This window comes from Tsukamurella paurometabola (assembly GCF_900631615.1).
GTDB classification, from domain to species: domain Bacteria; phylum Actinomycetota; class Actinomycetes; order Mycobacteriales; family Mycobacteriaceae; genus Tsukamurella; species Tsukamurella paurometabola_A.
Map to the genome: position 1 here is coordinate 2,866,669 of NZ_LR131273.1, position 17,496 is coordinate 2,884,164.

Annotated in this window: 14 protein-coding genes; 8 read left to right on the plus strand and 6 right to left on the minus strand. The window is 71.3% G+C overall.

The window, feature by feature from the left end; genetic code table 11:
• Positions 1 to 149 precede the first annotated feature (149 nt).
• The 4 genes from ligD to ELY19_RS14365 form a co-directional block, all read right to left on the minus strand.
• Complete coding sequence (gene ligD, locus ELY19_RS14350) at positions 150 to 1,097, minus strand: non-homologous end-joining DNA ligase (RefSeq protein WP_126196816.1); 948 nt, start codon at positions 1,095 to 1,097, stop codon at positions 150 to 152.
• A 10-nt stretch (positions 1,098 to 1,107) separates the two neighbouring features.
• A complete protein-coding gene (locus tag ELY19_RS14355) occupies positions 1,108 to 2,631 on the minus strand; it encodes an FAD-dependent oxidoreductase (RefSeq protein WP_126196817.1) in 1,524 nt (507 codons plus the stop codon).
• A gap of 94 nt (positions 2,632 to 2,725) precedes the next feature.
• On the minus strand, positions 2,726 to 3,730 hold the full coding sequence (locus tag ELY19_RS14360; protein WP_164711719.1) for an AurF N-oxygenase family protein: 1,005 nt from the start codon (positions 3,728 to 3,730) through the stop codon (positions 2,726 to 2,728).
• A gap of 389 nt (positions 3,731 to 4,119) precedes the next feature.
• Positions 4,120 to 5,064, minus strand: coding sequence for a TroA family protein (locus tag ELY19_RS14365; protein ID WP_126196819.1), 945 nt, complete (start codon positions 5,062 to 5,064; stop codon positions 4,120 to 4,122).
• A gap of 246 nt (positions 5,065 to 5,310) precedes the next feature.
• Between ELY19_RS14365 and ctaD the strand changes: the two genes are divergently transcribed.
• The gene (gene ctaD / locus ELY19_RS14370; RefSeq protein ID WP_227966841.1) at positions 5,311 to 7,014 is read left to right on the plus strand and encodes an aa3-type cytochrome oxidase subunit I; all 1,704 of its coding nucleotides are present in this window, start codon (positions 5,311 to 5,313) and stop codon (positions 7,012 to 7,014) included.
• An 85-nt stretch (positions 7,015 to 7,099) separates the two neighbouring features.
• On the plus strand, positions 7,100 to 8,338 hold the full coding sequence (gene serB, locus ELY19_RS14375; RefSeq protein WP_126196820.1) for a phosphoserine phosphatase SerB: 1,239 nt from the start codon (positions 7,100 to 7,102) through the stop codon (positions 8,336 to 8,338).
• Positions 8,339 to 8,356: 18 nt separating this feature from the next.
• Here serB and glgX read toward each other — a convergent pair whose 3' ends face one another.
• The gene (gene glgX / locus ELY19_RS14380; RefSeq protein ID WP_126196821.1) at positions 8,357 to 10,525 is read right to left on the minus strand and encodes a glycogen debranching protein GlgX; all 2,169 of its coding nucleotides are present in this window, start codon (positions 10,523 to 10,525) and stop codon (positions 8,357 to 8,359) included.
• Positions 10,526 to 10,565: 40 nt separating this feature from the next.
• Here glgX and ELY19_RS14385 point away from each other — a divergent pair, with 40 nt between their 5' ends.
• The 6 genes from ELY19_RS14385 to ELY19_RS14410 all read left to right on the plus strand — a co-directional run bounded on the left by ELY19_RS14385 (position 10,566) and on the right by ELY19_RS14410 (position 16,453).
• Positions 10,566 to 11,438 (plus strand): ABC transporter ATP-binding protein, encoded by an 873-nt coding sequence (locus tag ELY19_RS14385; RefSeq protein ID WP_126196822.1) that lies wholly within the window; start codon positions 10,566 to 10,568, stop codon positions 11,436 to 11,438.
• A complete protein-coding gene (locus ELY19_RS14390) occupies positions 11,435 to 12,094 on the plus strand; it encodes an NUDIX hydrolase (RefSeq protein WP_126196823.1) in 660 nt (219 codons plus the stop codon). The genes ELY19_RS14385 and ELY19_RS14390 overlap by 4 nt, the downstream gene beginning before the upstream one ends.
• Positions 12,095 to 12,163: 69 nt before the next feature.
• Positions 12,164 to 12,952, plus strand: a complete 789-nt coding sequence (locus ELY19_RS14395) for an enoyl-CoA hydratase/isomerase family protein (protein ID WP_126196824.1) — start codon at positions 12,164 to 12,166, stop codon at positions 12,950 to 12,952.
• Positions 12,953 to 13,063: 111 nt separating this feature from the next.
• The gene (locus ELY19_RS14400) at positions 13,064 to 14,026 is read left to right on the plus strand and encodes a class I SAM-dependent methyltransferase (RefSeq protein WP_126196825.1); all 963 of its coding nucleotides are present in this window, start codon (positions 13,064 to 13,066) and stop codon (positions 14,024 to 14,026) included.
• A gap of 14 nt (positions 14,027 to 14,040) precedes the next feature.
• Positions 14,041 to 15,195: a class I SAM-dependent methyltransferase gene (locus tag ELY19_RS14405; protein WP_126196826.1), complete on the plus strand. Its 1,155-nt coding sequence runs from the start codon at positions 14,041 to 14,043 to the stop codon at positions 15,193 to 15,195.
• A 100-nt stretch (positions 15,196 to 15,295) separates the two neighbouring features.
• Positions 15,296 to 16,453, plus strand: coding sequence for a pyridoxal phosphate-dependent aminotransferase (locus ELY19_RS14410; RefSeq protein WP_126196827.1), 1,158 nt, complete (start codon positions 15,296 to 15,298; stop codon positions 16,451 to 16,453).
• A 79-nt stretch (positions 16,454 to 16,532) separates the two neighbouring features.
• Here ELY19_RS14410 and ELY19_RS14415 read toward each other — a convergent pair whose 3' ends face one another.
• The gene (locus ELY19_RS14415) at positions 16,533 to 17,486 is read right to left on the minus strand and encodes an alpha/beta hydrolase (RefSeq protein WP_126196828.1); all 954 of its coding nucleotides are present in this window, start codon (positions 17,484 to 17,486) and stop codon (positions 16,533 to 16,535) included.
• Between the last annotated feature and the right edge of the window lie 10 nt (positions 17,487 to 17,496).

A 17,496-nucleotide genomic window follows, 5' to 3' on the forward strand; every position in this document is an offset into this window, starting at 1 on the left:
TTGAGATGGATTCGATGGATGCGTCGGTCACGGACAGGACGCCGCATCCGCATCGGCAGCGCTGTGCCGGGGAAGATCGAACAGGTCGTAACTCATGGTCCTCCGATGAGGGCCGCCGCAGACCGAGGGGCGGGTCGCGGATGCCGGTGTCAGTCGGCGAGGGGGAGATCGTCGCGGTCGGCCCACTCGACGAGCGTGTCGAGCGAGAACGCTTCGTCGTCGATGGATGCATGCAGGTCGCCGAGCTCGGCGAAGCGCGCGGGCAGGGTGCCGATCGTGAAATCGTCGGGGTGCACGTCCGGCACCTCGTCCCACGTGATCGGGGCGGACGCCGTGGCGATCGGGGTGCCGCGCAGCGAGTACGCGCACGCGATGGTGTGATCGCGTGCGTTCTGGTTGAAGTCCAGGAACACCGCCGCGGGGTCGCGGTCCTTGCGCCACCACACCGTCGTCACGTCCGACGGCGCCCGGCGCTCCACCTCCCGGGCGAAGGCGAGGGCGCACCGTCGCACCTCCGAGAACGTCCACCGGGGCTCGATCCGCACGTAGACGTGCAGGCCGGATCCGCCCGAAGTCTTGGGGAACCCGCGGATGCCGAGCTCGTCGAGCACCTCGCGCACGACCCCCGCCACCCGCTGCACGCGCTCCCACGAGCAATCGGGCATCGGGTCGAGATCGATGCGCCACTCGTCGGGATGCTCCAGGTCGCCGGCGCGGCAGTTCCACGGGTGGAACTCGACCGTCGACATCTGCGCAGCCCAGATCACCGATCCGAGCTCGGTCACGACCACTTCGTCGGCGGTGCGGCCGAAACGCGGGAAGTAGATCTCCACCGTCTCGAGCCAGTCGGGTGCGCCGGCGGGGATCCGCTTCTGGTGCACCTTCGCCCCGTCGACGCCCTTGGGGTAGCGGTGCAGCATCGTCGGGCGCCCGCGCAGCGCGCGCACGATGCCCGGACCGACCGCCTCGTAGTAGCGCACGACGTCGAGCTTGGTCGCGCCGATCCGCGGGAAGTACACGCGCTCCGGGCTGGAGACGCGGACGACCCGGTCACCGACGGTGAGTTCGATCGGCGCGCCGTGCTCGGAGGAGGCCACGGCGACGAGGTTACGCGCCCAGGAACTTGCTCAGCGGGCGCTTGCGCTTACCGGACGGGCGTCCGGTGATCACGCCCGCCACGACGTCCTCGGCGAACTTCTCGACGGTCTCCTGCGAGTCCGTCTTGTTCGTACCGATGAAGCCGTTGGGGCCGCGCTTGATCCAGCCCGTGACGTACACGCCGGGGAGCGGCGCACCGTCGTCACCCACGACCCGGCCGGCCTCGTTCGGCAGCACCGCGCGGCGGTCGTCGAACGGCAGGCCCGGCACCGGGACGCCCCGGTAGCCGACGGACGTGAGCACCATGCCGACGGGCAGGTCGACGGCCTCGCCGGTGACGGTGTGCTTCGCGTGCAGCACGAGGCCGTCGTCGGTGGCCTCGATGGACTCCGGCGTCGTGAGGAAGCGCAGGCGGATGCGGCGCGGCGCCTCCGACTGGGTGTCCAGCGATTCGAGGAGTTGCAACTTGTGCCCGATCAACTCGGAATCGCTACCCGCGACGAGGGTCTCGGCGACGTCGGGGTCCGGGTGCACGATTACCGTGCGCTCGTCGGCGAGGCCGAGTGCCTCCGGCAGGGTGAAGGCGGCGTGCTCGGGCCCGCGTCGGGCCACGATCACGACCTCCTCGACCTTCGACTCCCGCAACGCGGCGAGCGCCGCGGGGGAGATGGTGGTCGCCTCCAGCTCCTCCGGCTCGGCCGTGAGGATGCGCGCCGCGTCCAGTGCCACGTTGCCGTTGCCGATGATGACGATGCGGTCGTGCGAGAGGTCGACGTCGTCGCCCTTGTGCTCGGGGTGGCCGTTGTACCAGGCGACGAAGTCGGTGGCGCTGCGCACGTTCGGCAGGTCCTCGCCGGTGATGCCCAGCTTCTTGTCGGTGCTGGCGCCGACGGCGACGACGATCGCGTCGTGCCGCGAACGCAGCTCCTCGAGGCTCACGTCCTGACCCACCTCGGTGTTCAGGTGGATGCGGAAGTTCGGATCCGCGGCGACCTTGTCGAACAGCCCGGAGACCTTGCGGGTGCGGGTGTGGTCGGGAGCGACGCCGAAGCGCGCGAGGCCGTACGGCGTGGACAGCTTCTCGTACACGTCGACGGTGACACCCGGGTAGCGCAGCAGCTCGTCGGCCGCGTACATCGCGGCCGGGCCGCTGCCGATCACGCCGACGCTGATGACGGTGCCGTCCGGGATCGGCAGGACCTTCGGCGGCACGGTGTGCGCCATCGGCGGGCGGCTGCGTTCCTGCGGGTTCGGGCCGTCCAGCGCCGCGTTGGCCGGGTCGGCCGCCGCGAGCGAGCGATTGAGCTCGATGTAGACCTTGTGCTCCTCCGGGAGCCGGTGCGCCGGACCGATGGCGTCGACGGGGCACGCCGTCACGCAGGCGCCGCAGTCGACACAGGTGGTCGGATCCACGTACAGCATCTCGGCCGTCGCGAAGCCCGGCTCATCGGGCGTCGGGTGGATGCAGTTCACCGGACACGCGAACGTGCACGACGCGTCGCTGCAACAGGACTGGGTGATGACGTGGGGCATCGAGGAATCTCCTCCGGGGTGGTGCGCATCCGGGCCGGGATACGGGTCCGGCTCGGCGGGTGACCGCCGAGCCGGATATCGGGGTGGTTCGAGACTACTGCGCGGCGTACGACGGCTCGCTGCGGAACCGCGAGGTACGTCCGTAGATCCCGAGCGCGCGCCACAGGAGGCGGGAGACCGGGTTCATCAGGTTGGAGCGCTCGGCGAGCAGACGCACGTCGCCGAAGACCTCCTGGCGCATGGCCTTGGACTCGGGCGAGCGCCAGAAGATGTCCTTCTTCACCTCGCGCGGGATGTCGAAGGTCTCCCAGAACTGGCGCGGCGGGACCATGATGGCGCCGAGCAGGATCCGCATCACCAGCGGCAGGGCCAGCGACAGCAGGAACCGGGGGACGGGTCCGCGGGTGGGGATCTTGTGCTCGAGCAGCTGGTGCGCGAACGAGATGTGGCGGGCCTCCTCGGCCACGTGGATCTGCATGACGGCGGTCATCGCCGGGTGCTGCGTGTCCGCCGAGCGCAGGAACTGCTTCTGCAGGTGGTCGATCGGCTCCTCGCCGCCGAGCACGCCCATGTAGAAGATGTTCGGGAAGGTGGTGGCCGCGAGCGGGATGATCGGCGACAGCCGGCGGAACCACCAGGCGCCGCCCGGGACGTCCATGCCCACGCGGTTGACGAACTCCTGGAACATCAGCGTGTGCTGGCACTCCTCCTTCGCCTCGTGCGTGGCGTACCGGAACTCGGGGGAGTTGTTCGGCTGCACGGCGGTGTACTGCATGATGCCGCGGATCAGGATCGACTCGAACTGCAGGCCGACCTTCGCGACGTTGGCCTGCCGCCACATGCCGATCTCGATCTGCTTGGCCAGCGGCTGGGCCTGGTACCAGGGGTGGCGACCGATCGGGTCGAAGCGCGGGTTGCACACCCAGCGCGGATCGTCGGGCACGATCGCCAACTCGGGGGAATCCCAGTCGATGTCGACGTAGGGATCGAAGTTACGGCGGACCGACGCCTCGGACAGGTCGTTCAGCGTCTGCTCGTACTCGGCCTGGCCGGGGAACGAGCGACCGCGCATGCGAGCCATGTGGGTCACCCGGGGCATGTTCAGCAGGGCCATGATGGATCCTTTCCTGGCACCCTCGTCCGGCTCGTACCTGGTGTTTCTTCCCTGACGCTGTGGGAAATCCCACAGGCGTCTGTGCTGGTAGAAGCCGTGTATGAGATTGAATCGTCCTCAGGCTATCACTTGAAACAAGCATGAATGAAGGGTCTTCGGCCAGGAATCCGTGAACAGGTGTACACCGAGCTCTCGGCCAGCGGTTTTGCGCGACCGATGTGAGAGGCGTCACGGAGGAACGTTCGCGTTCCCGGGCTGCTCAGTGCCTCCGCGGGCCGGTGCGGGTGAACACCCGTCCGGCAACGACGACGGGTGCGGTGAACGCCCGTCGCGCGGTTCGGGTGGGGGCGTGGGAGGGAAGCGGGCGCGGACGCCTAGGACGAGGCCCTGATGGTGTTGCCCACGTCGTGCAGCACGATGCCGGCGGCGACGGGCCCGCCCGCGGAGAACCAGGCGGAGTCCTGGACCAGGAGCTGTCGCTTGGCGACGACCGCGCGGAGCTGCTTCCAGGGCTTCGAGGTCATCACCGCCATGCCGTGCTCGCGGCCCGCGTCGCCCTCGTACCCCACGTAGATCAGATCGGCGTCGGCCGCCGAGACGTCGTCGCCCGACATCTCGACCGCCTCCGGCTTGCGCTGCGGCTCCGGCCGCACGACCTTGAGGTCGGCGAGCACCTGCGCCGCGAGCGGCGCCGTGCCGAGCGCGAGCGACTTCCCGTCCGCGGTGAAGCGCACCAGGGAGACGGTGTTGTGCACCGCGTCGATCTTCACGGACTTCTCGGCGACGTCGCGCTGGTAGCGGTCCAGCACGGCTCGTGCCTCCGCGGGCATCCGCACCGCGTCGGCCAGGGCGAGGAAGCTGCGGCGCCAGTCCGCCGACGGTGCCGGGACGGTCACCGTCCGGCCCGCGCGGCGGTTCGCGTCCGCGGACCGATCGGTGCCGACCGCGAGGTCGGCCTGGGCCCCGTCGCCGAGCTTCGGGACCTTCGTCAGAGTGGGACCGAGGTAGGAGGGCGCGTCGCCGCCGACGGCCTTGACGCGGTTCTGCAGGCCGAGCGCGCACAGGCCGTCGAGGAGGGCCGGATCCGCCACGACGATCTCGGCGGGCGCGGGGCCGCCCGCGACCGGCGCCGCGCAGGCCTGGTCGGGCTTGCGGTCGAGGCCGATGATGTCGGCGGACGCGAGGCGCGTCGTCGTCGTGGAGATCGAGGCGAACGGCTGTTGGATCGGCTCCGAGCCGCCGCACGCGGTGAGTGTCGCGCCGGCGACGACGGCGAGCGCGATCGCGGCGCCCGTCCTGGTTGTTCCGACCCTGTTCACGACAACTGCCCTCACCTGTAGTTCCGATCGTGCGCCACGGTAGCAGCAGTGGCCTTTCCGGCCGCTTCCGCGACGCGAGTACGACGCAGAGTAGGACCGCGGGGACAAGCCCGGGGGCGAGGGGCTACGCTTACCCCACAAGGGTGGCGTCCGCCGTCAGCGAACACCGCCCGAAAGACCTGATTGAAGAGGCCGTACGCCGATACCGACAGCCGCGGTACCGGCAGGCCCAGGGCAGGAGGATTTGTGACCGCGCAAGCGCATCGTCCGGCAGTCGAGGTGACCGCCGCACGTCCGTACCCGCAGCGGACCGGGCCCAAGGGGTCGTTCATCTACAAGCTGGTGACGACGACCGACCACAAGACGCTGGGCATCATGTACATCGTCACGTGCTTCGCGTTCTTCCTCATCGGCGGCCTGATGGCGCTCCTGATGCGCGCCGAGCTCGCGAACCCGGGCCTGCAGTTCCTCTCCACCGAGCAGTTCAACCAGCTGTTCACCATGCACGGCACCGTGATGCTGCTGCTGTACGCGACCCCGATCGTCATCGGTTTCGCCAACTTCGTGCTGCCGCTCCAGATCGGTGCGCCCGACGTCGCGTTCCCGCGCCTGAACGCGTTCGGCTACTGGCTGTTCGTCTTCGGCGCGCTCATGGTGATCGCCGGCTTCATCACCCCGGGTGGCGCGGCCGACTTCGGCTGGACCGCGTACACCCCGCTCACCGACGCCCTCCACTCGCCCGGCCCCGGCGCCGACCTGTGGATCATGGGCCTCGGCGTGGGTGGTCTCGGCACCATCCTCGGTGCCGTCAACATGGTGACCACCGTGATCTGCATGCGCGCCCCCGGTATGACGATGTTCCGCATGCCGATCTTCACCTGGAACATCCTGGTGACCTCGCTGCTGATCCTGCTGGCCTTCCCGCTGCTGACCGCCGCCCTCATGGGCCTCGAGGTCGACCGCCAGTTCGGCGCCCACATCTACGACCCCGCCAACGGCGGCGTCATCCTGTGGCAGCACCTGTTCTGGTTCTTCGGACACCCCGAGGTCTACATCATCGCGCTGCCCTTCTTCGGCATCGTCTCCGAGATCTTCCCCGTGTTCAGCCGCAAGCCGATCTTCGGCTACAGCGGACTGGTCCTGGCGACGCTGGCCATCGCGGCGCTCTCCGTCGCGGTGTGGGCGCACCACATGTACGCCACCGGCGCGGTGCTGCTGCCCTTCTTCAGCTTCATGACCTTCCTCATCGCGGTGCCTACGGGCGTGAAGTTCTTCAACTGGATCCTCACCATGTGGAGAGGCCAGATAACGTTCGAATCGCCGATGCTGTTCTCGATCGGCTTCATCGTGACCTTCCTCTTCGGCGGCCTGACCGGCGTGCTGCTGGCGTCGCCCCCGCTGGACTTCGCGGTGTCCGACACCTACTTCGTCGTCGCGCACTTCCACTACGTGCTGTTCGGCACCATCGTGTTCGCGACCTACGCCGGCATCTACTTCTGGTTCCCGAAGATGACGGGACGCATGCTCGACGAGGGCCTGGGCCGCTGGCACTTCTGGCTCACCTTCATCGGCTTCCACATGACGTTCCTGGTGCAGCACTGGCTCGGCGCGGAGGGCATGCCCCGTCGCTACGCCGACTACCTCGACACCGACGGCTTCACCACGCTGAACCAGATCTCGACGGTCGGCGCGTTCATCCTGGGCGCCTCGACGCTGCCCTTCGTGTGGAACGTCTTCAAGAGCTACCGCTACGGCGAGGTTGTCACGGTCGACGATCCGTGGGGCTTCGGCAACAGCCTCGAGTGGGCCACCAGCTGCCCGCCGCCGCGGCACAACTTCACCGAGCTGCCCCGCATCCGCTCCGAGCGCCCCGCGTTCGAGCTGCACTACCCGCACATGGTCGAGCGCATGCGCGCCGAGGCCCACTCCGGCCCCGGCAAGGGCCACTAGCGCACGGCCCCGGCTCCACACGAACGGCGTCTCCCTCCGGGAGGCGCCGTTCGGCGTTCCACCGCACGCCGACTACGCTTTCCCCGTGCACGATGCGACCTCGGCCCCCACGATCCTCATCACCGTGACCGGCGGCGACAAGCCCGGCGTGAGCTCGGTCCTGTTCGGCGTCCTGGCCCGGAACGAGGTCAGCGTCCTCGACGTGGAGCAGACGGTGATCCGCGGCCGCCTCACGCTCGGCGTGCTCGCCGCGGTCCACGGCGATCCCGAGCACGTGCAGGAGCTCGTCGAGCAGGCCATGGCCACCGTCGGGATGGACGTCGCGGTCGAGATCACCGCCGAACAGCCGCCCCGCCCGCCCGTGCCCACGCACGCCGTCGTCCTCCTCGGTGCGCCGGTGAGCGCCCGCGCGCTCTCGGCGCTCGCGACCGCCCTCGCCGCACGCGACGTCAACATCGAGTCGATCGCCGGTGTCGCGGACTACCCCGTCACCGCGCTCGAGCTGCTGGTGACGGTGCCCAGCGGTCCCGGGGCTGCCGACGAGGCCACCTTCCGGGCGGAACTCGCGGCCGTCGCCAAGGAGCAGGGCGTCGACATCGCCACCTCCCGCGCCGGCATCGCGCGCCGCTCCAAGCGGCTCATCTGCTTCGACGTCGACTCCACGCTGGTGCAGGGCGAGGTCATCGAGATGCTCGCCGCCCGCGCGGGCAAGGAGGCCGAGGTCGCCGCGGTGACCGAGGCGGCCATGCGGGGCGAGCTCGACTTCGAGCAGTCGCTGCACGCCCGTGTGCAGAACCTCGCGGGTCTTCCGGCGTCGGTGATCGACGATGTCGCCGCCGGGCTGCAGCTGACCCCCGGCGCTCGCACCACGATCCGCACGCTCAAGCGCCTCGGCTACCGCTGCGGCGTCGTCTCCGGCGGCTTCACGGCCGTGATCGAGCCGCTCGCGCAGGATCTCGAGCTGGACTTCGTGCGTGCCAACACCCTGGAGGTGGTCGACGGCGTGCTCACGGGGCGGGTCGTCGGCGAGGTCGTGGACCGGCCCGGGAAGGCCAGGGCGCTCCAGGAGTTCGCCGACACGTTCGGCGTCCCGGTGGAGGAGACCGTCGCGGTGGGCGACGGGGCGAACGACATCGACATGCTCTCCGCCGCCGGGCTGGGCGTGGCCTTCAACGCCAAGCCCGCACTGCGCGAGGTCGCCGACGCCGCGCTCTCGCACCCGTATCTCGACGCCGTGCTGTTCGTGCTCGGCGTGACCCGCGACGAGATCGAGGCCGCCGACGCCGTCGACGGCAGCGTGCGCCGCGTGCCGATCGAGAGCTGAGTCGCTCGGCCCGACCCGTCAGACCTGCTGGAAGGCCAGCACCGTCGGGCCCGAGACGGTGATCTCCGCGCGGGACGGGTAGACGGTGCGCCTGCCGCCCGCTTCGCTCCCGGCACCGCCCGGCTCGCCCGTGGGCAGCGTCGTGTCGACGATGAGCTCCCAGTCGTGCGAGCACGACTCGGGGCCGCCCAGCACCACGACGGCATCGCCGCCCGCGTGCCAGACGATGAGCGCGTCCTTCTCCGCGACGGCGCTGTCGCGGCCCGGGGCGCGGACGTCGGAACCGTCGACCCACGCCTGCAGGGTGCGGACCTCGGGGGACTGCCACGCGTCGCCCGCCATCTCGGCCCCGTCGGCCCCGAACCACGCGAGGTCGGGCTCGCCGTCCCGGGTCGCGCGCCCGTCGAAGAACTCGTGCTGCCGCAGCACCGGCGCCGCACGCCGCACCGCCGCCACCCGCGCGACGAAGGCCGTCAGGTCGGCGTCGGCGGCGTCCCAGTCCACGGCGAAGGCGTCGGCCGCGGGAGTGCCCTCGGGTACGCAGTAGGCGTTGTTGTTGCCGTACTGGGTGTGGCCCAGCTCGTCGCCCCCGAGGAGCATCGGGGTGCCGGTGGAGAGCAGCAGCGTCGCCAGCAGGGCGCGCACGTGCGCCGCGCGGGCCGCGAGGACGGCCGGGTCGGTGGTGCCGCCCTCGAAGCCGTGGTTGACCGAGTGGTTGTTGTCGGTGCCGTCGCGGTTGTTCTCGCCGTTGGCCTCGTTGTGCTTGCGCTCGTAGCTCACCAGGTCGCGGGCCGTGAAGCCGTCGTGTGCGGTGATGAAGTTGACGGACGAGAAGGGCGTACGGCCCTGCGCACCGAACAGGTCCTGGCTGCCCGACACCCGCGAGGCCAGCGCGCCGACGGTCGCGCCCCCGGCGAAGAAGTCGCGGACGGTGTCGCGGTAGCGGTCGTTCCACTCGGCCCACACCGGCGGGAAGCCGCCCACACGGTAGCCCTCGCCCGTCGCGTCCCACGGCTCGGCGATGAGCTTGCGGGTGGAGAGCACCGGGTCGGCCGCGATGGCGGTGAGGAGCGGGGCGCGGTGGTCGAACGGGATCACCGGACCCTGCGGGCCCGTACCCGTGCGGCCGCGGCCCAGGACGCTCGCGAGGTCGAACCGGAACCCGTCGACGCCGAACCCGTCGGCGAAGTGCCGCAGGCTGTCGAGGATCATCCGCACGGACGCCGGGGAGGCGCAGTCCACCGTGTTGCCGCAGCCCGTGTAGTCGAGGTCCTCGCCGTTCTCGAGCAGGTAGTAGCCGGGCGCGTCCAGCCCGCGCCAGGACAGCGACGGCCCGGCGACGGACTCCTCGGCGGTGTGGTTGTAGACCACGTCCATGAGCACCTCGAGGCCCGCCGAGTGCAGTGCGGACACGAGCTGCGCGAACTCCTCCACCTCGGCGCCCGGCTGTGCCGCGTACCGCGGGTCCGGCGCGAAGTACGCGCCCGTCGAATAGCCCCAGTGGTTGCGCATCCCGCGATCGCGGACGCCCGGCTCGGTCAGGCAGGCCTGGACGGGCAGCAGCTCGACCGCGGTGACGCCGATGCGCCGCAGGTGCTCGACGACCGCGGGCTGTGCCAGTCCGAGGTACGTACCGCGCAACTCCTCCGGGACGTCCGGGTGCCGCGCGGTGTACGAGCCGACGTGGATCTCGCAGATCACCGTCCGGTCCCACGGGACGCGCGGCCCGGGCTCGGGAGCGGGCGGTGGGCCGGTGACCACGCTGAGAGGGATATGGGGGAGCGAGTCGACCTCCGACGGTCCGCCGTCCTCGCCGTAGGGGAGGAGGGCGGCACCGTCGCCCAGTGCGCCGTCGATGCGGCGGGCGTACGGGTCGATGAGGGCCTTGTGCTCGGTGAACCGCAGCCCGTCCCCGGGCTCCCACGGCCCCGCCGCGCGCAGACAGTACCGCGTGCCCTCACCGAGCCCCGCGACGAAGCCGTGATGGACCCCGGCCGTCTGCGCGGGCAGCCGCAGGCGCTGCTCGGTACGCGCGCCCGCCTCGTCGATGTCGATCAGGCACACCCACACGTCGGTGGCGCGCGGGGCGTGCACGGCGAAGTTCACGCCGCCGGGCTGCGGGTCGGCGCCGAGGGGGTACGGGGCGCCGGGGGTGGGAGAGCGGTGGTCTGTGGACACGGGGACCATCCTGCCAACCGCGGCCCGGTCCGTGCGGCAGGATGGTGATGTGTCCGATCCCGCCGCCGCCTCCACCGCGCCCGCCCCCGACTCCGCCGACGAACCCGACCAGGACCTGGTGATCGACTTCCGCGGGGTGAGCCTGCGGCGCGACGGCCGAACCCTGGTGGGCCCCATCGATTGGCGGGTCGAGCTGGACGAGCGGTGGATCGTCATCGGCCCGAACGGCGCGGGGAAGACGTCGCTGATGCGCCTCGCCTCCGCACAGGACTTCCCCAGTGCCGGCGCCGCCCACATCCTGGGAGAGGTCCTCGGCAAGACCGTGGTGCAGGACCTCACGGCGCGGATCGGCGTCTGCTCCGCCGCACTGGCCTCCCGGGTGCCGGACGACGAGCTGGTGACCGACCTCGTGGTCTCCGCCGGATACGCGGTGCTCGGCCGGTGGCGCGAGCGCTACGACGAGGTGGACATCGGCCGCGCCGTGGACGTGCTGGAGTCCATGGGTGCCGAACACCTGGCGAACCGCCGCTTCGGCACCCTCTCCGAGGGCGAGCGCAAGCGCGTGCTCATCGCCCGTGCCCTCATGACCGACCCCGAACTCATGCTGCTCGACGAGCCCGCCGCGGGGCTCGACCTCGGTGGCCGCGAGGAGCTCGTCGCCCGGCTCGACACCCTCGCGCACGATCCCGACGCGCCGGCGACGGTGCTCGTGACGCACCACGTCGAGGAGGTGCCGCCGGGCTTCACGCACGCCCTGATGCTCAAGGAGGGCGGCGTCGTGGCGCAGGGCCTCATCGGCGACGTGCTCACCGCCGACGTGCTCTCCGAGACCTTCAGCCAGCGCATCCTGCTCGACGAGGTGGACGGCCGGTTCTTCGCCCGACGGGCCTCGCGCCCCGGACGCCGGAGGCTGCAGGCATGAGCGGCGACGAGGCCGCCCGCCGCGCCGATGCGGCCCACCGGGCGGAGGGCGCCGACCACCGGCGCGACCTTCCGGACGTCCCCGTCCGGCCCGCGGCCACCGTCCTGCTGCTGCGCACCGCGCGCGACGGGCTGGAGGTCTTCGTGCAGACCCGCGCGAGCGGGATGGAGTTCGCGCCGGACGTGACCGTGTTCCCCGGCGGCGGCATCGAGCCGTCGGACGGCGACGACCTGCGGGTCACCGCGGCACGGGAGACCCACGAGGAGTGCGGCGTGCGCGTGCACCCCGACGACCTCGTGCCGCTCTCGCGCTGGGTGACGCCGCCCGGCCGGCCCCGCCGCTACGACACGATGTTCTACCTGGCCGCGCTGCCCGCAGGGCAGGAGGCGACGTGCGTGACCACGGAGGCCGTGTCGGCGGGCTGGCACCGACCGCAGGCGATCATCGACGCGTGGCTCGCGGGTCGCAACAAGCTCATGGCGCCGACCTACTCCCAGCTGTTCCAGCTGCTGCCCTTCGACACGGTCGAGGACGTGCTGGGGTGGGCCGCCGAGGGGGCGGACCTCACGCCCGTCGCGATCGTCGACGGCATGACGCGCGAGGAGCGACGGTTCCCGGGCTGGGCCGAGTACGCCGCGGGGTCGACGATCTACTGACGGAGTGCACCCACAGGATTTACGTGGACGTCCAACTAAACGTCGGGGCACCCGGTAACCTCTGGGGTCATGACTGAATTCGTGACCCTCGAGACCACCGACGAGCACCCCGGCATCGGCACGATCCGCCTGAACCGCCCGCCGATGAACGCGCTCAACTCGCAGGTGCAGAACGAGCTCCTGGAGCTCGCGGCCGAGGTGAACAAGCGCGACGACATCAAGGCCGTCGTGGTCTACGGCGGGCCCAAGGTCTTCGCGGCCGGCGCCGACATCAAGGAGATGCAGGCGATGGGCTACACGGACATGAGCGAAGCCATCGCCCTGCTCCAGAGCGGCCTCTCGGCGATCGCGTCGATCACCAAGCCGACCGTCGCGGCGATCACCGGCTACGCCCTCGGTGGCGGGCTCGAGGTGGCGCTGGGCGCCGACCGCCGCATCGTCGGCGACAACGCCAAGGTGGGGGTCCCCGAGATCCTGCTCGGCGTGATCCCCGGCGGCGGCGGCACGCAGCGCCTCGCACGCCTGGTCGGGCCCGCCAAGGCGAAGGACATGGTGTTCACGGGCCGCTTCGTCGGCGCCGAGGAGGCCCTGCAGATCGGCCTGGTGGACGAGGTCGTCGCGCCCGACGAGGTCTACAACGCCGCACTGACCTGGGCGAAGCAGTTCACCGGTGCCGCCTCGCAGGCGCTGCGCGCCGCCAAGCAGGCCATCGACCAGGGCCTGGACACCGACCTCAACACCGGCCTCGCGATCGAGCGGCACCTGTTCGCCGGGCTCTTCGCCACCGAGGATCGCACCATCGGCATGACGTCGTTCATCGAGAACGGTCCGGGCAAGGCGAAGTTCGTCGGTAAGTAGTCGGGGACCCCGGTGGCCGCCGAGGGCGGCAGAACGTGTTCTCATCACGCGGGTTGGCCGTGATCTGACCGGGCGGTAACCTGACGGGAACAATCTTTCCGAAAGGCCTTCATGACCGACCAGCAGCCGGCCCCCAACCCGCACGCCACGGCGGACGAGGTTGAGGCCGCATTCTCCGACACGAAGCTCGCCCAGGTGCTCTACCACGACTGGGAGGCCGAGACGTACGACGAGAAGTGGCACATCAGCTTCGACGAGCGGTGCATCGACTACGCCCGCGACCGCTTCGAGGCCGCCACCGGCGGGGAGAACGAGAAGCCCTACGGCCGCGCCCTGGAGCTGGGTTGCGGCACCGGCTTCTTCCTGCTCAACCTCATGTCGGCGGGGGTCGCGGAGACCGGCTCGGTCACCGACCTCTCGCCCGGCATGGTGAAGGTCGCGCTGCGCAACGGCGAGGCCCTCGGGCACACCGTCGACGGCCGCGTCGCGGACGCCGAGACCATCCCGTACGAGGACAACACGTTCGACCTGGTCGTCGGCCACGCCGTGCTGCACCACATCCCCGACGTGGAGCAGTCGCTGCGCGAGGTGCTGCGCGTGCTCAAGCCCGGCGGCCGGTTCGTCTTCGCGGGCGAGCCGACCACGATCGGCGACTTCTACGCCCGCTGGCTGGGCCGGATCACGTGGGGCATCACCACCAACGTCACGAAGCTGCCCTTCCTCGCCGACTGGCGCCGCCCGCAGGAGGAGCTCGACGAGTCCTCGCGCGCCGCGGCGCTCGAGGCCGTGGTCGACATCCACACCTTCGACCCCGACGCGATGGAGGCCATGGCCGCCCGCGCCGGCGCCGTCAACGTCGCGGCCAGCACCGACGAGTTCACGGCCGCCTTCCTGGGCTGGCCCGTGCGCACCTTCGAGGCGGCGGTGCCGCCCGCGAAGCTCGGCTTCGGCTGGGCCGGGTTCGCCTTCGGCGGCTGGAAGAAGCTCTCCGCACTCGACGAGGCCGTGATGCGCCGCGTCGTACCGCGCAAGTTCTTCTACAACCTGGCCATCACGGGCACCAAGCCCGAGTAGTCCGGGCACGCGGGTTGGACGGGGCCGATCTCGCCTATCTCCGCACGGCCGACGGCGTGGCCGCCGTCGCCGCGGCGGACCGGCTCGCGCTGACCGACGGCACCCTGCTCGCGGACGTCGGGACGGTGCGCGGCATCGCCGGGGCGCACGCCCCGGCCGTCATCGAACAGGTCCGGGCGCGACGGCGCGCGGCCGCCAAGCTCGGCGACGTCGACGGTTGGCTGCTCACCGACGAGGCGGTGCAGCAGGCCACCCCGGCGGCGGTCGCCGAGCATCGCGCCCGTCGGCTGGCGTGGCTCTCCGTGCACGACGTGACCTGCTCGATCGGCGCGGAGCTGCGCGCGCTGGTGCAGGTCTGCCCGCGCGTCGTGGGCAGCGACCTCGATCCGCTGCGCGCGCGGATGGCCGCGCACAACGTGCCGCGGGCCCTCGTCTACGTCGCGGACGCGCTGACGCCGACGTCCACCGCCGACGTCGTGATCGCCGACCCGGCCCGCCGCGCCGGCGGACGGCGGATCGTCGACCCCGAGCAGATGTCGCCCGCGCTGTCCGCCCTGCGCGCCGCGTACGCCGGACGCTCGCTGGCGGTGAAGACCGCGCCCGGCATCGACTACGACGGACTGCGCCGCAAGGGCTTCGACGGCGAGGTGGAGGTCGTCTCGCTGGACGGCGGAGTCCGGGAGGCCTGCCTGTGGTCCGGCCCCGTCGCCGTCCCCGGGCTCACCCGGGCGACGGTGCTGCACGGCTCGGGCTCCGGCGGCTACGAGGTGTTTTCCACCGATCCGCACGACGTCGACCCGGAGCCCGCGGGCAAGTACCTCGTCGAGCCCGACGGCGCCGTCATCCGAGCCGGGCTCGTGCGGCACTACGCCGCGCGGCACGGGCTCTGGCAGCTCGACCCGCACATCGCGTATCTGAGCGGTGACGCCGTGCCGGCGGGGGAACGGGGCTTCGAGATCCTCGAGGAGATGCGGTTCTCCGAGAAGTCCCTCCGCGCGGCGTTGCGCGCCCGCGACGTCGGCGCCGTCGAGATCCTCACCCGCGGCGCGGGCGTGGACCCCGACGTCCTGCGCAAGCGGCTCAAACTCCAGGGCTCGCAGGCGATGACGGTCGTGATCACCCGTCTCGGCCGCCAGGTGATGGCGTACCTGACCCGCCCGACCCGCTGATCGTCATCCGTCCGACGCCGTCAGATTCCCGCGTCGGGTCGGAGTGGTCGCGTCGCGACCGAGCACGAGGCCGGATTCGGAATCGACCGGCCGTGAAACGATGGGCTCCATGCAGGAAGCACGCCGATCCGATGTCGAGATGTTCCACGTCATGGACGTGCTGGCCGCGGCGGCGCGGCGCCGGGAGACCCACGGCGACGTGATCTCGCTGGCTGCGGGCCAGCCGAGCGCCGGGGCGCCGCGCCCGGTGCTCGCCGCCGCGCACGCGGCGCTGGACGCGGGGCCGCTGGGCTACACCGAATCGATGGGCATCGCGCCGCTGCGGGAGACCATCGCGGCGCACTACGGCCGGGCCTACGGGCTGGACGTCGCGCCCGAGGCGGTGGCCGTCACCACGGGGTCGTCGGGCGCGTTCACGCTGATCTTCCTCGCCGCCTTCGACGCGGGCGACACCGTCGTCATGGCGCGGCCCGGCTACCCCGCGTACCGGAACACGCTGAAGGCGTTGGGCTGCGAGGTCGTCGAGCTCGATTGCGGTGCCGAGACCCGTTTCCAGCCGACCGTCGCCATGCTGGAATCGCTCGAGACGCCGCCGAAGGGGCTCATCGTCGCGAGCCCGGCGAACCCCACCGGGACGATCCTGGCACCGTCGGACCTCGCGGACCTGGCGCGCTGGTGCGAGGCGCACGGCACGCTGCTCATCTCCGACGAGATCTACCACGGCGTCAGCTACGGCCGCCCCACGTCCTGCGCGTGGGAGAGCTCGCGGGAGCAGGTCGTGATGGGCTCGGTGTCGAAGTACTTCGCCATGACCGGCTGGCGGCTCGGCTGGATGCTGCTGCCCGAGTACCTGCGCCGGCCCGTCGAGCGGCTCACCGCGAACATGACCATCTGCCCGCCCGCCATCAGCCAGTACGCCGCGGTGGCGGCCTTCTCCGACGAGGCGCAGGACGAGCTCGACGCACACGTCGCCGGGTACGCGCGCAACCGCGAGATCGTTCTCGCCGGCCTGCGGGAGCTGGGGGTCACGGAGGTCGCGCCGCCCGACGGCGCGTTCTACGCGTACGCCGACATCGGGCACCTCACCGACGATTCCCTCGCCTGGTGCGCGCGGGTGCTCGACGAGACGGGCGTCGCGATCACGCCGGGCCTGGACTTCGACACCGTCCGGGGCCGCCGCACCGTGCGGCTCAGCTTCGCGGGCGCGACCGCCGAGATCGAGGAGGCGCTGGTACGGCTCCGCCCGGTGTTCCGCTGAATCTCGTGCATGCGGACGCCGCTGCGCCGGCCCGAGGTCGCGGGCCGGCGCAGCGGCGGAAGCCCGTCGGCGCGTCCGGTCAGACGCCGAGCGCGCGGCGGAACGCGGCGATGGCGAGGTCGAAACCGGCCTGCGCGCCCTGGGTCTCGCGCAGCGCGTTGAGCATCATGAAGTCGTGGATGACACCGCCGACGCGCACGGCGGTCACCTGGTTGCCGGCCGCGCGGAGCCTGGCGGCGTAGGCCTCGCCGCCGTCGCGCAGCACATCGGCCTCCGCGGTGATGACGGTGGCGGGCGGCAGCCCGGCGAGCTCGTCCAGCGACGCGTTCAGCGGCGAGGCGAAGATCTCGGCGCGCTGCGCCTCGTCGGTCGTGTACTGGTCCCAGAACCACTGCATGGCGTCGCGGCGCAGGAAGTAGCCCTCGGCGAACTCGTGGTAGGAGCCGGTGTCGAAGTCGGCGTCGACCACGGGGTACAGCAGGACCTGTGCGGCCAGCGACACGTCACCGCGGGTCTTGGCCTGCAGGGCGAGGACGGCCGCCATGTCGCCGCCGACGGAGTCGCCGGAGACGGCGATGCGGGTGCCGTCGAGGTTCTTCTCCGCACCCGAGTTCACGACCCACTGCGCCACGGCGTAGTTCTGCTCGATGGCGACCGGGTACCGCGCCTCGGGGGAGAGGTCGTACTCCGGGAAGACCACGGCCGCGCCGGTGCCGACCGCGAACTCGCGGACCAGGCGGTCGTGGGTGTGGGCGTTGCCGAAGACCCAGCCCGCGCCGTGGACGTAGAGGATCACGGGAAGGACGCCGGTGGCGCCCTTGGGGCGGACGATGCGGGTGCGGACCTCGCCGGTGGGGCCGCCGGGCACGGTGATCCACTCCTCGTCGACCTCGGGGAGGGCGACGCCCTCGCCGGACTGCACCTCGTCGACGGTCCGGCGGCCCTCGACGGGACCGAGGTCGAACAGGTAGGGCGGGTTGGCGGTGGCGTCGGAGAAGGCCTGGGCGGCGGGCTCGAGGACTGTCTTGCTCATGATCTGCTCC

Excerpts from the sequence above, each read along its gene's own strand:
- ELY19_RS14355 (WP_126196817.1), bottom strand. The coding sequence starts at position 2,631 with ATGCCCCACGTCATCACCCAGTCCTGTTGCAGCGACGCGTCGTGCACG.
- ELY19_RS14360 (WP_164711719.1), bottom strand. The coding sequence starts at position 3,730 with ATGCCCCGGGTGACCCACATGGCTCGCATGCGCGGTCGCTCGTTCCCC.
- glgX (WP_126196821.1), bottom strand. The coding sequence starts at position 10,525 with ATGGTCCCCGTGTCCACAGACCACCGCTCTCCCACCCCCGGCGCCCCG.
- ELY19_RS14390 (WP_126196823.1), top strand. The coding sequence starts at position 11,435 with ATGAGCGGCGACGAGGCCGCCCGCCGCGCCGATGCGGCCCACCGGGCG.
- ELY19_RS14395 (WP_126196824.1), top strand. The coding sequence starts at position 12,164 with ATGACTGAATTCGTGACCCTCGAGACCACCGACGAGCACCCCGGCATC.
- ELY19_RS14400 (WP_126196825.1), top strand. The coding sequence starts at position 13,064 with ATGACCGACCAGCAGCCGGCCCCCAACCCGCACGCCACGGCGGACGAG.
- ELY19_RS14410 (WP_126196827.1), top strand. The coding sequence starts at position 15,296 with ATGGGCTCCATGCAGGAAGCACGCCGATCCGATGTCGAGATGTTCCAC.
- ELY19_RS14415 (WP_126196828.1), bottom strand. The coding sequence starts at position 17,486 with ATGAGCAAGACAGTCCTCGAGCCCGCCGCCCAGGCCTTCTCCGACGCC.